The 12,463-nt window shown below is 63.7% G+C and carries 16 protein-coding genes; 2 read left to right on the top strand and 14 right to left on the bottom strand.

What is annotated here, in order from left to right; genetic code table 11:
- The 14 genes from nuoK to ATE67_RS04735 form a co-directional block, all read right to left on the bottom strand.
- Window positions 1-306 carry an NADH-quinone oxidoreductase subunit NuoK gene (gene nuoK / locus ATE67_RS04795; RefSeq protein ID WP_003051614.1) on the bottom strand — a complete coding sequence of 102 codons (306 nt, stop codon included), beginning with the start codon at window positions 304-306 and terminating at the stop codon, window positions 1-3.
- A gap of 160 nt (window positions 307-466) precedes the next feature.
- Complete coding sequence (locus tag ATE67_RS04790) at window positions 467-1,078, bottom strand: NADH-quinone oxidoreductase subunit J (RefSeq protein WP_058815487.1); 612 nt, start codon at window positions 1,076-1,078, stop codon at window positions 467-469.
- Window positions 1,079-1,090: 12 nt separating this feature from the next.
- Window positions 1,091-1,579, bottom strand: coding sequence for an NADH-quinone oxidoreductase subunit NuoI (gene nuoI, locus ATE67_RS04785; RefSeq protein ID WP_058815486.1), 489 nt, complete (start codon window positions 1,577-1,579; stop codon window positions 1,091-1,093).
- Window positions 1,576-2,619, bottom strand: a complete 1,044-nt coding sequence (gene nuoH, locus ATE67_RS04780; RefSeq protein WP_058815485.1) for an NADH-quinone oxidoreductase subunit NuoH — start codon at window positions 2,617-2,619, stop codon at window positions 1,576-1,578. Before nuoH ends, nuoI begins: the two co-directional genes overlap by 4 nt.
- Complete coding sequence (locus tag ATE67_RS21320) at window positions 2,616-2,756, bottom strand: hypothetical protein (protein ID WP_156416910.1); 141 nt, start codon at window positions 2,754-2,756, stop codon at window positions 2,616-2,618. The genes nuoH and ATE67_RS21320 overlap by 4 nt, the downstream gene beginning before the upstream one ends.
- Complete coding sequence (locus ATE67_RS04775) at window positions 2,753-3,034, bottom strand: hypothetical protein (RefSeq protein WP_058815484.1); 282 nt, start codon at window positions 3,032-3,034, stop codon at window positions 2,753-2,755. Before ATE67_RS04775 ends, ATE67_RS21320 begins: the two co-directional genes overlap by 4 nt.
- Complete coding sequence (nuoG, locus tag ATE67_RS04770; RefSeq protein ID WP_058815483.1) at window positions 3,031-5,067, bottom strand: NADH-quinone oxidoreductase subunit NuoG; 2,037 nt, start codon at window positions 5,065-5,067, stop codon at window positions 3,031-3,033. Before nuoG ends, ATE67_RS04775 begins: the two co-directional genes overlap by 4 nt.
- A 1-nt stretch (window position 5,068) precedes the next feature.
- Window positions 5,069-5,731 carry a hypothetical protein gene (locus ATE67_RS04765; protein ID WP_058815482.1) on the bottom strand — a complete coding sequence of 221 codons (663 nt, stop codon included), beginning with the start codon at window positions 5,729-5,731 and terminating at the stop codon, window positions 5,069-5,071.
- A 52-nt stretch (window positions 5,732-5,783) separates the two neighbouring features.
- Window positions 5,784-7,073, bottom strand: coding sequence for an NADH-quinone oxidoreductase subunit NuoF (gene nuoF, locus ATE67_RS04760; protein ID WP_058815481.1), 1,290 nt, complete (start codon window positions 7,071-7,073; stop codon window positions 5,784-5,786).
- 103 nt (window positions 7,074-7,176) lie between these two features.
- A complete protein-coding gene (locus tag ATE67_RS04755) occupies window positions 7,177-7,845 on the bottom strand; it encodes a complex I 24 kDa subunit family protein (protein ID WP_058815480.1) in 669 nt (222 codons plus the stop codon).
- Between the two features lie 129 nt (window positions 7,846-7,974).
- Entirely contained in the window at window positions 7,975-9,192 is a 1,218-nt protein-coding gene (locus ATE67_RS04750) for an NADH-quinone oxidoreductase subunit D (protein ID WP_197411885.1), read from the bottom strand.
- Between the two features lie 35 nt (window positions 9,193-9,227).
- On the bottom strand, window positions 9,228-10,127 hold the full coding sequence (locus ATE67_RS04745) for an NADH-quinone oxidoreductase subunit C (RefSeq protein ID WP_058815478.1): 900 nt from the start codon (window positions 10,125-10,127) through the stop codon (window positions 9,228-9,230).
- A gap of 100 nt (window positions 10,128-10,227) precedes the next feature.
- Window positions 10,228-10,773, bottom strand: coding sequence for a NuoB/complex I 20 kDa subunit family protein (locus ATE67_RS04740; protein WP_443028734.1), 546 nt, complete (start codon window positions 10,771-10,773; stop codon window positions 10,228-10,230).
- A gap of 17 nt (window positions 10,774-10,790) precedes the next feature.
- The gene (locus tag ATE67_RS04735) at window positions 10,791-11,165 is read right to left on the bottom strand and encodes an NADH-quinone oxidoreductase subunit A (protein WP_058815477.1); all 375 of its coding nucleotides are present in this window, start codon (window positions 11,163-11,165) and stop codon (window positions 10,791-10,793) included.
- Between the two features lie 217 nt (window positions 11,166-11,382).
- Between ATE67_RS04735 and ATE67_RS04730 the strand changes: the two genes are divergently transcribed.
- Both ATE67_RS04730 and ATE67_RS04725 read left to right on the top strand, forming a co-directional pair.
- Window positions 11,383-11,865 carry a YbjN domain-containing protein gene (locus ATE67_RS04730; RefSeq protein ID WP_058815476.1) on the top strand — a complete coding sequence of 161 codons (483 nt, stop codon included), beginning with the start codon at window positions 11,383-11,385 and terminating at the stop codon, window positions 11,863-11,865.
- 11 nt (window positions 11,866-11,876) lie between these two features.
- On the top strand, window positions 11,877-12,461 hold the full coding sequence (locus ATE67_RS04725; protein ID WP_197411882.1) for a YbjN domain-containing protein: 585 nt from the start codon (window positions 11,877-11,879) through the stop codon (window positions 12,459-12,461).
- Window positions 12,462-12,463: the final 2 nt, after the last annotated feature.

Raw genomic sequence — 12,463 nt, 5'->3', positions numbered from 1 at the left:
TTACCCCTTCATCCGGTTGGCATCGTCGACGGCAATCGTGCCGCGGCCGCGGAAGTAAATGACGAGAATGGCAAGACCGATCGCGGCTTCACCCGCCGCCACGGTCAGCACGAACATCGAAAACACCTGTCCGACGAGATCGCCGAGCGCGGCGCTGAACGCGACGAGGTTGATGTTCACCGCGAGCAGGATCAGCTCGATCGCCATCAGGATGACGATGATATTCTTGCGGTTGATGAAGATGCCGAGCACGCCGAGCGTGAACAGCACCGCCGAAACGGCGAGATAATGGCCGACCGAAATCACAGACCGATCCTCCCCACTTGTGGGGAGGTGGCAGACGCGCAGCGGCTGACGGAGGGGGCTATCGATGCCCGCCCACATTGCGCGAGGACGCCAGCCCCCTCCACCACCGCTTCGCGGCGGTCCCCCTCCCCGCGAGCGGGGAGGATCTTAACAACCGAAATCACAATTCCATCCCCTGCCCGACGCCCGGATCGACCAGGCGCGTCGCGTCTTCGGGACGGCGGCGGTTCTGGGCCGAGATATTCTGGATGCGCACGCCGCCGCGCTGGCGATGCGTCAGCACGATCGCGCCGATCATCGCGACGAGGAGGACGATACCCGCCGCCTCGAAGAGGAAGATGTAGCGCGTGTAGAGCAGTTCACCGATCTGCTGGATATTGCTCTTGTCGGTCACCGCGGGCGCCGCGCGCGACGCCAGGTCCACCCCGCCCGCCTGCCAGGCGCCGACCGCGAAGATCAGCTCGGCCGCGAGGATGATCGCGACCAGCGCGCCCAGTGGCAGATAGCGCACGAAACCGGCGCGCAGCTCGGCGAAATCGATGTCGAGCATCATCACGACGAACAGGAACAGCACCGCGACCGCGCCGACATAGACGATGACGAGCAGCATCGCGATGAACTCGGCGCCCGCGAGCAGCATCAGCCCCGCCGCGTTGAAGAAGGCGAGGATCAACCACATGACGCTGTGGACGGGATTGCGCGCGAGGATCACCATCGTCGCCGAGGCGATGACGATGGTGGCGAAAAGATAGAAGGCGATGAGCTGAATCATGTGCGCGCGCCCTTATCGATAGGGCGCGTCGGCGGCAAGATTCGCCGCGATCGCGCGTTCCCATTTGTCGCCATTGGCGAGCAGCTTGGCCTTGTCATACAGCAGTTCTTCGCGCGTTTCGGTCGCGAATTCGAAGTTCGGCCCCTCGACGATCGCATCGACCGGGCACGCTTCCTGACAGAAGCCGCAATAGATGCACTTGGTCATGTCGATGTCGTAGCGCGTCGTGCGGCGCGAGCCGTCGTCGCGCGGCTCGGCCTCGATCGTGATCGCCTGCGCCGGGCACACCGCTTCGCACAGTTTGCACGCGATGCAGCGTTCCTCGCCGTTCGGATAGCGACGCAGCGCATGTTCACCGCGGAAGCGCGGGCTGAGCGGGTTCTTCTCGAACGGATAGTTGATCGTCGCCTTCGGCTTGAAGAAATATTTGAGCGTGAGGGCGTGCGCCTTCACAAACTCCCACAAGGTGAAGCTTTTGACGAGATGGGCGACGTAACTCATGAATACCTCGTCAGCATCAGATAGCCGGAGATCAGGAAGACCCAGAAGAGCGAGATCGGCAGGAAGACCTTCCAGCCCAGCCGCATCAGCTGGTCATAGCGATAGCGCGGGACGGTCGCCTTCACCCAGCTGAAGACGAAGAAGAAGAAGAGTATCTTCGCGAACAGCCAGATGATGCCGGGGACGGCATAGAGCGGCGCCCAGTCGACCGGGGGCAGCCAGCCGCCCCAGAAGAGGATCGCGTTCAGCGCGCACATCAGCAGCACGTTGGCATATTCGCCGAGCCAGAAGAGCGCGAAGCTCATCGACGAATATTCGGTCTGATAGCCCGCGACGAGTTCGCTTTCGGCCTCGGTCAGGTCGAACGGCGCGCGCGCGGTTTCGGCGAGCGACGAGATCAGGAACATCACCGCGAGCGGGAAGAGCAGCAGGTTGAAGCCGAAGGCGTTCACGACACCGAGGCCGTGCCCGATCTGCGCCTTGACGATCTCGTTCATGTTGAAGCTGTCGGCGAACAGCACGACGCCGATCAGGATGAAGCCGATGGAGACTTCATAGCTGATCATCTGCGCCGAGGCGCGCATGGCCGAGAAGAAGGGATATTTGGAGTTCGACGACCAGCCCGACAGGATCACGCCGTACACACCGAGCGACGAGATCGCGAGGATGTAGAGCAGCCCGACGTTGATGTCGGCGAGGATCGCGCCCGAATTGAACGGGATCACCGCCCACGCCATCAGCGCGACGGTGAAGGTGATGATCGGCGCGATCAGGAACAGGCCGCGATTGGCCGAGCTCGGGATGATCGTTTCCTGCAGGAACACCTTCAGGCCGTCGGCGAAGCTCTGGAGCAGGCCGAAGGGACCGACGACGTTCGGGCCGCGGCGCAGCGCGATCGCCGCCCAGATCTTGCGGTCGGCATAGATGATCATCGCGACGCTAAGCATCAGCGGCAGCGCGATGAGCAGGATGCCCGCGATCGTCGCGACGCCCCACGCCCAATTCGGGTCCATGCCCCAGGAGATGAAGGTCTCGGTCATCGCCCGGCCCCATCCTGATTGCGCCAGCCGTTATGCGGGCCGGGCTTATCCGATTTGCTCTTCGGATTGAAGCCGCGCCACACGGCGTAGCTCATCCCGGCCAGCAGCACGCTGGCGATGGCATGTACCGGGATCATTCCGCGGCCTCCGAAATCTTCGATTGCTGTTTGCTCGCCCAAATTGCCAACGCAATATGGACTAGGACGCCCGTGCCCACCGCGTAGATCGCCTCACGCAGTGCATCGAGCAGAACGCGAAGCATGGCAAGCTGCACCGCTTCATTCTGACCATAGGTCATGGTGAGATTCCTGATCTCGTAAACGCCGATCGCGAAGTAGGCGAAAAACAGGAATACCGCCGCCGCGTAGAAGTAACGCGGACTACGCTGCACCCATTCGGGGAGATACGCGCTCATTCCGCGGCCTCCGCAAAGTGTGCGCCATGGATCAGCTCTTCCGAGCAGCGCTGCATCGTCGGCGACGCGCGGCAGATGGCGTTGGTGAGATAGAAATCCTTGATCGGCGACGGGATCGGCCCCTTCGCCGGCTTGGCGTCGAGCTTGGGCGCCGACCAGCCGTAGCCGGCCAGGCCTTCGCTGCCGAGCGCGGGCACCGCCGCGATCATCTCTGCGCGGCACTGGTCGAAGCTGTCGAATCCGACCGATACGCCGAGCGCATCGGCGAGCGCGCGGAAAATGCTCCAGTCCTCGCGCGCGTCGCCGGGCGCGAACACCGCTTTTTCGCTGCGCTGGACGCGGCCCTCGGTGTTGACCGTCGTGAAGTCCTTTTCGGTCCACGCCGCGGCGGGCAGGATGACATCGGCCGCGTGCGCGCCCTTGTCGCCATGATGGCCGACATAGACTTTCAGCGTCTTGTCGAAGGCGGTGAAATCGACCTCGTCGGCGCCGAGGAAGAAAGCGAGCTTGGGCTTGGCCGCAACGATATCCTTGATGCCGCCCGGCTGCGCATAGCCGAGCATCAGCCCGCCCATGCGGCTCGCCGCCATGTGGACGACGCTGAAGCCGTTCCAGCCCTGTCCTGAGCCTGTCGAAGTGGCGTCCTTCACGGCATTCACCGCCTTGGCGAGCGCGAGCGCCGCGCCGTGCACGCCGGGAACGGCAAGTCCGCCGCCGCCGAGGATGATGAGCGGGCGTTCGGCGCCCTTCAGCGCATCGAGCGCCGCCGCGGGCAGCTTCGCGACCAGCGACGCATCGTCGCCGAGCCAGCTCACCTTGTAGGTCTGATCCTTCTCGGGCCCGATGGCGAAAACCTTGGCGCCCTTCTTCCACGCCGCCTTGCGGATGCGCGTGTTGATCAGCGGCGCTTCCCAGCGCAGGTTCGTGCCGATCAGCAGAATCACGTCGGCGTTCTCGGCCTCGGCGATGGTGGTGTTGAAATTGACCGCCGACAGGCTGGACACATCATAGTCGAGGCCGGTCTGACGTCCTTCGAGCAGGTCCGAGCCGAGCGCGTTCACCAGCGCCTTCGCGGCGAACATCGTTTCGCAATCGACGAGGTCGCCCGCGATCGCGGCGACCGACTTGCCCGCCTTCGCGGCCTTGATCGCGTCGAACGCTTCGCTCCATGTGGCTTCGACCAGCTGGCCGCCCTTGCGCACATAAGGACGGTCGAGGCGGCGACGGATCAGGCCGTCGACATGATGGCGCGTCTTGTCGCTCGCCCATTCCTCGTTCACATCGTCGTTGACGCGCGGCAGCACGCGCAGCACCTGACGGCCGCGGCTGTCGATGCGGACGTTGGTGCCGACCGCGTCCATCATGTCGATGCCCAGCGTCTTGGTCAGCTCCCATGGCCGCGCTTCGAACGCATAGGGCTTGCTGGTCAGCGCGCCGACCGGGCACAGGTCGACGATATTGCCCGACAGCTCGCTCGCAACCGCATGTTCGAGATAGGAGGTGATCTGCATATTCTCGCCGCGATAGATCGCGCCGATATCTTCGACGCCCGCGACTTCCTCCGCGAAGCGGACGCAGCGCGTGCACTGGATGCAGCGGGTCATCACCGTCTTGACGATGGGGCCCATATATTTCTCGGTGACCGCGCGCTTGTTCTCGTCGTAGCGCGTCGCGCCGCGACCATAGGCGATGCTCTGGTCCTGCAAGTCGCATTCGCCGCCCTGGTCGCAGATCGGGCAGTCGAGCGGGTGGTTGATGAGCAGGAACTCCATCACCCCTTCGCGCGCCTTCTTCACCATCGGGCTGTCGGTCTTGATGATCTGGCCCTCGGCGGTCGGCAGCGCGCACGACGCCTGCGGCTTCGGCGGCCCGGGCGCGACCTCGACAAGACACATGCGGCAATTGCCGGCGATCGACAGGCGTTCGTGGTAACAGAAGCGCGGGATTTCCTTCCCCGCCAGCTCGCACGCCTGCAGAACGGTCGCGCCCTGCGGAACGTCGAGTTCTACGCCATCTACGGTTACTTTAGGCATATCAGCTTTCCTGGACCGCTAGCAGGCGGAAACTTGCGGTGGCGACAATCGAGCGGAGGCCTGCAACGCTCGTTTCGAGCTTCAGGTCCTGCGCACAGAGCTTGACGACGGGCAGCAATTTCGCCGCAGCCTGCTCCTCGTTGTCCGATCCGACTTGGGTCGCGAACAGTGCTGCCACCTCGTCGGGCGTCGAGCGCGCGACGCACATCGCAACCTTGTCCGACGGCGCAAACGTCGGCGCTTCCTTGCCTGTGGCGGCCTTGGCGAGGCGCATCTTCAGCGGCGCCGCTTCGCGCGCCATCATCGCTTCGGCGAGCGCGGCAGCGAAGGGCAAATTCTGCCCCTTGAGCCGCTCGCCGCGTGAACCGACCTGGCGCGCGCAGCCTTCGTTGGCGCGGACAAGATTCCGCAGGCCGTTGCCATAAGAGGTCTCGCGGAAATCCTGAGTGAGCAGGTCAGCGACCTTGTCGGGACTCTTGGCGGCAACGCACACGGCGTACCGCGCCAAAGTCTGACGGGCCTCGGAATCGGAAGCTTCGACGCGATCAATGCCGGGGCCGAAACCTCGATCGCGTTCGGGCCAAGGGGTTGGCGTGTTGTCGACCTGTGGCGGTGCTTCAGGCGCCTGTGCGGCGGCAAGAAGAGCGAGTGCAAGCGTGATCATTGCGTAGCTCCCACTTTGACAACCGGTCGCGATATATGAGCGGCGATGTCCGTCACTCCGCCGCCTCCAGCGCGCCGCCATTCTCGCGAATGCGACGTTCGATTTCGGGGCGGAAATGCTTGATCAGGCCCTGGATCGGCCATGCGGCGGCGTCGCCGAGCGCGCAGATGGTGTGGCCTTCGACCTGCTTGGTCACGTCGTACAGGGTGTCGATCTCGCTGATGTCGGCGTCGCCGGTGCGCAGGCGTTCCATCACGCGCCACATCCAGCCGGTGCCTTCGCGGCAGGGCGTGCACTGGCCGCAGCTTTCATGCTTGTAGAAATAGCTGATGCGGCTGATCGCCTGAACGACGTCGGTCGACTTGTCCATCACGATCGCGGCCGCGGTGCCGAGGCCCGATCCGACGGCCTTCAGCCCGTCGAAGTCCATCGGCGCGTCCATGATCTCCGCCGCGGGAACGAGCGGCACCGACGAACCGCCAGGGATCACCGCAAGCAGATTGTCCCAGCCGCCGCGGATGCCGCCGCAATGCTTGTCGATCAGGTCGCGGAAGGGAATGCCCATCTCTTCCTCGACGACGCACGGGCGCTCGACATGGCCCGAGATCTGGAAGAGCTTGGTGCCCTTGTTGTTCTCGCGCCCGAAGGACGCAAACCAGGTCGCGCCGCGGCGCAGGATCGTCGGGACGACCGCAATGCTTTCGACATTGTTGACCGTCGTCGGGCAGCCGTAGAGGCCCGCACCCGCCGGGAACGGCGGTTTCAGGCGCGGCTGGCCCTTCTTGCCCTCGAGGCTTTCGATCATCGCGGTTTCTTCGCCGCAGATATATGCGCCGGCGCCGCGGTGGACGAAGACGTCGAAATCATAGCCCGACTTGGCCGCATTCTTGCCGAGCAGGCCGGCGTCATACGCCTCCTGCACCGCGGCGAAGAGCGTTTCGGCCTCGCGGATGAATTCGCCGCGGATATAGATATAGGCAGCGCGCGCGCGCATCGCATAGCCAGCGATCAGCGCGCCTTCGATCAGCTTGTGCGGATCGTGGCGGATGATTTCGCGGTCCTTGCACGAACCCGGCTCCGATTCGTCGGCGTTGATGACGAGGAAGCTCGGGCGGTCGGCGCGCGGTTCCTTGGGCATGAACGACCATTTGAGGCCGGTCGGGAAACCCGCGCCCCCGCGGCCGCGCAGGCCCGACGCCTTGATCTCCTCGATGATCGCGTCCTGGCCGCGCTTCATCAGGTCCTTGGTGTTGTCCCAATCGCCCCGCGCCTGCGCGGATTTGAGGTTCCACGGCTGGAAGCCGTAGAGATTGGTGAAGATGCGATCCTTGTCGGCGAGCATGGTTACTCACCCTTCCCTTTGCCACCCTGACGCGCGGCATATGTAGCAAAAAACACGACGGCGAGCCCCATGAAGGCGGCGCCCAATGCGATCCAGACCGCCATCACCATTCCTTCCGATAATCATGGTTGGCCTTGACCATTTCCTTCAGCGTCGTCGGGCCGCCCTCGGGCTCGCTCGTGTGACGCTTCGGATTCTGGGGACCGGTCTTCGGCTGCTTGCCCGCGGCGAGATCGTCGAGGATGCGGACCATCGCGTCATAGTCGAGGTCCTCGTAATTATCGTCGTTGATCTGGACCATCGGCGCGTTGGTGCAGGTGCCCATGCACTCGACCTCGGTCAGGGTGAACAGGCCGTCGGGAGTGGTCTTGCCTTTGGTCATCCCGCGGTTCTTGCACGCGGCCATGACATCGTCCGACCCGCGCAGCAGGCAGGGCGTCGTGCCGCACACCTGCACATGATAGCGGCCGACCGGCGCCAGATTGTACATCGTATAGAAGGACGCGACCTCATAGGCGCGCATGAACGGCATATCGAGCTCAGCCGCGACATATTCGATCACCGGCACGGGCAGCCAGCCCTGCGTCTCGGTCTCGGCCCCGACCTGGCGCTGGGCGAGATCGAGCAGCGGCATCACCGCCGAGCGCTGGCGACCCGCGGGATAGCGCGCGATGACGGCCTTCGCCTTCTCGGCATTTTCGGCGGTCCAGGCAAACGCGCCCCAGCGCGCGCGGACCTCGGCTTCATCGGGGATTTGGGGTGCGTCAGCCATTTATAACCTCGTCACCCTGAACTTGTTTCAGGGTCCATGGTCCGCCCTTCCCATAAGCGCCGCGCAAAAGGAGAGCGCAGGCCATGGATGCTGAAACAAGTTCAGCATGACGGTTGAAATAGAAAGTCATCACCGGTCGCACTCCCCAAACACGACGTCGATGGCGCCGATGATTGCGGTAGTGTCGGCGAGCATGTGCCCCTTGCACATGAAATCCATCGCCTGGAGGTGGCTGAACGCCGTCGGGCGGATCTTGCAGCGGTACGGCTTGTTGGTGCCGTCGCTGACCAGATAGACGCCGAATTCGCCCTTGGGGCTCTCGGTCGCCACATAGACTTCGCCTGCGGGGACGTGGAAGCCCTCGGTATAGAGCTTGAAGTGATGGATCAGCGATTCCATCGACTGCTTCATCTCGCCGCGCTTCGGCGGCACGACCTTGCGATCGAGGCTCGCGATCGGCCCCGTCGGCATCGCATTGATGCACTGCAGGATGATGCGCTGCGACTGATAGACTTCCTGCACGCGGACCATGAAGCGGTCGTAGCAGTCGCCGCGCGTGCCGACGGGAATGTCGAAGTCCATCTTGGCATAGGCGTCATAGGGCTGCGCTTTGCGCAGATCCCACGGAATGCCGCTGCCGCGGATCATCGGGCCCGAGAAGCCCCACGCCAGCGCGTCTTCCTTGCCCACCGTCGCGATGTCGACGTTGCGCTGCTTGAAGATGCGGTTGTCGATGACCAGGCTCATCGCGTCGCCGAACAGCTTCGGCAGGCGCGTCTCGCACCACTGCCCGATGTCGTAGAGCAGCTTTTCGGGGACGTCCTGATGGACGCCGCCCGGACGGAAATAGGCCGAGTGCATCCGCGCGCCCGAGGCGCGTTCGAAGAAGTTGAGGCAATCCTCGCGCAGCTCGAAGATCCAGAGGTTCGGCGTCATCGCACCGACGTCCATGACGTGCGACCCGATGTTGAGCATGTGGTTGCAGATGCGCGTCAGCTCGGCGAACATCGTGCGCAGATACTGCGCGCGGTCTGGCACCTCGAGATCGAGCAATTTCTCGATCGCGAGCACATAGCTGTGCTCCATGCCCAGCGGCGAGCAATAGTCGAGCCGGTCGAAATAGGGCAGCGCCTGCAGATAGGTCTTGTACTCGATCAGCTTTTCGGTGCCGCGGTGGAGCAGCCCGACGTGCGGATCGACGCGCTCGATGATCTCGCCGTCGAGTTCCATCACCATGCGCAGCACGCCGTGCGCCGCGGGGTGCTGCGGGCCGAAGTTGATCGTGTAGTTGGTGACCGCCTGATCGCCCGCGGTGTCCGCGGTGTCGACCGGATAGCCTTCGAACATGTCGCTGCCGTGGTGCTTGACCTGAGGAGAGTCGGTCATGCGTCACCTCCCGTCTTGGGCTTGCGCGGCGCGCGGGCTTTCGCGGGCGCTTTTTCTGCCTTTTTGGTCGCCGGCGTCTTGGCCTTGGCGGCTGTGGTCGCCTTGGCGCCATCGCGGCTGGTCTTGGCGGCCTTGATGTTCGCCTTCGCGCCCGCGCCGGTCTGCTCGGGCTTTTCGGTGGTCTTCGGCGTCGGCGGCGGCGGGGCCTTGGCGGCCTCATCGGCCTTCTTGACCTCTGCCGCGGTCAGCGGCGTCGGCGCGCCCTTGCCCGGCGCTTCGCCGGTGCCGCCGGCCTTCTCGTCGCCCGGCAACACATAGTCGGCGCCTTCCCAAGGCGAGAGGAAGTCGAAGTTGCGGAAGTCCTGCGCCAGCTTCACCGGCTCATAAACAACGCGCTTGTCCTCTTCGCTGTAACGCAGTTCGGTATAGCCGGTCAGCGGGAAATCCTTGCGCTGCGGATGCCCCTGGAAACCGTAATCGGTCAAGATCCGGCGGAGGTCGGGATTGCCCGCGAACAGCACGCCGTACATGTCGAACACCTCGCGCTCGAGCCAGCCCGCGACGGGCCAAACGGGTACGATGCTGGGCACCGGCGTCGCTTCGTCGGTGCTGACGCGAACACGCAGGCGGTGGTTCTTCGTGACGCTGAGCAGATGATAGACGACCTCGAAGCGCTCCGCGCGTTCGGGATAGTCGACCCCGGCGATTTCGACGAGTTGCTGATAGTCGAGATTGTCGCGGAGTGCGATCATCACCCCCGCAACCGCCTCGCGGCGCACGGTGATGCTGTCCTCGCCGACGGCGAACACATGCTCGATCAGGTCATCGCCGAGCAGCTTCTGCAGCGCAGCGCCGATGCCGTCGCGCGGCGCGATCAGGGGAGCGGGGCTGGCCATTATTTCATACCCCGTTCGCGTCGAGCGCAGTCGAGACGCCGCGCTGGCATGAGGGGCATCTCGACTGCGCTCGATGCGAACGGACAAAATACTACGTCGCTCATCGTTCGATCGTCCCAGTGCGGCGGATCTTCCGCTGCAGCTGCATCACGCCATAGAGCAGGGCTTCGGCGGTCGGCGGGCAGCCGGGGACGTAGATGTCCACGGGCACGATGCGGTCGCAGCCGCGCACGACGCTGTAGCTGTAGTGATAATAGCCGCCGCCATTGGCGCAGCTGCCCATCGAGATGACATATTTGGGGTTCGACATCTGGTCGTACACGCGGCGCAGCGCCGGAGCCATCTTGTTGCAGAGCGTACCCGCGACGATCATTACGTCGGACTGGCGCGGGCTGGCGCGCGGCGCGACGCCGAAGCGCTCCATGTCATAGCGCGGCATGTTGACGTGGATCATCTCGACCGCGCAGCACGCGAGGCCGAAGGTCATCCACCACAGCGAGCCGGTGCGCGCCCAGTTGAACAGATCCTCGGTCGAGGTGACAAGAAAGCCCTTGTCGCCGACTTCGCTGTTGAGATCGTCGAAGAATGCCTGATCGGGATTGGTTCCCGGAGCGACAGGGCTGGCGGCCGGCATCTGGCCGGGCATGATGATGCTGGAGTTGCTCATTCCCAATCCAACGCGCCTTTTTTCCACGCGTACACAAGGCCGATCGCGAGTTCGGCAAGAAAGATCATCATGGTGGCCCAGCCGGCCCAGCCGATTTCCTTGAGGCTGACCGCCCAAGGAAAGAGGAACGCCGCTTCGAGGTCGAAGATGATGAAGAGGATGGCGACGAGATAGAAACGCACGTCGAACTGGCTGCGGGCGTCCTCGAAGGCGGGGAAGCCGCACTCATATTCGGTCAGCTTCGCCGGATCGGGCTTGTGCGCCCCGGTCAGGCGCGCGACGCCCATCGGCAGGAACACGAACGCCGCGGACAAGCCGACGGCGACGGCCAGAAAGATCAGGATCGGCAAATATTGCGTCAGATCGACCATGGGAGCTCGCAGTCTGTTTTAAGGCGTTTACCACCCGTTGTTGGGCGCGCTTTAGGCCAGCAAGCCGCGCCTCGCAAGCGCTGCGGACAGGAAATTCGTTACCGCAGTGACCAAAAGCACAAAGGCCGCTGGCGACAGCCGCTAAGCCTGTGTTATCCGATGCATCGGGGTCGGCATCGGGACAGTTTTCGCCGGGATACGGCAAAGGGGGAAGGCCATGAAACGAATTTCACTCGGCGCGGCGCTGGTCATCGCCGCGATCGGCGCCGGGGCGGCGACGCCGGCGCAGGCCGAACTGGTCAATGCAAAGAATCCGGCGACGATCAAGGCGATCGTCGAGTCGCAGGGCTGGCCCGCAACGCTGATCACCAAGGCGGGCGAAGATCCCTATCTGGAAAGCAACCGGAACGGGCTCAAATTCCTGGTCCTGTTCATGAACTGCACCGACCATAAGGACTGCAAGACGCTGCAATATTATATGGGCTTCAACGACGCGAAGGACACGACGCTCGACCGGCTCAACGACTGGAACCGCCAAAAGCGCTTCGCCCGCGCCTATCGCGACGACAGCGGCGACCCGGTGCTCGAAATGGACGTCGACGTCGATTTCGCGGGCATCCCGCGCGAGAATCTCGGCGAGACACTGAACACCTGGGCCGCGCTGATGGACAGCTATCGCGAGTTTATTTTCGAAAAGTGATGGCGACCCCGATGACGCATATATGGCCGCGCTTCGGCAGCATGACCCTCGCGCTTGCGCTCGGGCTCGCCACCGTGCCGGCTCTCGCCGCCGATCGGGTTGCCACCCCGGCAGCAGACATAGCGGTAAAGGCCAGCGTCGAACAAATCGCAGCGATCATGCGCGCCGACAAATTCCCGGTCGAGATCAAAGTCGACAACGAGGGGCTGCCCTTTATCCAGTCCGAGCGCGACGAGCGCCCGTTCCGCGTGTATCTTTACGACTGCGACGACGGGGTTCGAATGGGCGAGTGCCTGTCGATCCAGTTCGTCGGCGCCTTCACGCTTAAGCGCCCCTTCCCGCCCGAGCGCATGAACGAATGGAACCGGAAATATCGCTTCGGCCGCGGTTATGTCGACACCGACCTTGACCCCGTGATCGAGATGGACGTCAATATGGCGCAAGGGGGCGTGTCGGCGGCCTGGTTCAAAGACACCTTCGGCCTCTGGCTCGACATATTTCAGATGTTCGACGAGTTCGTCTTCGCGACGCCCGATCCTGACAAGCCAGATTCCGGCAAGAACACCAAGGCGCCTGAGACCGCAATGAAGGAATAGCC

It is taken from the genome of Sphingopyxis sp. H050 (assembly GCF_001468265.1).
Classification (GTDB): Bacteria; Pseudomonadota; Alphaproteobacteria; order Sphingomonadales; family Sphingomonadaceae; genus Sphingopyxis.
This window is presented reverse-complemented; position numbering and strand designations above follow the sequence as displayed.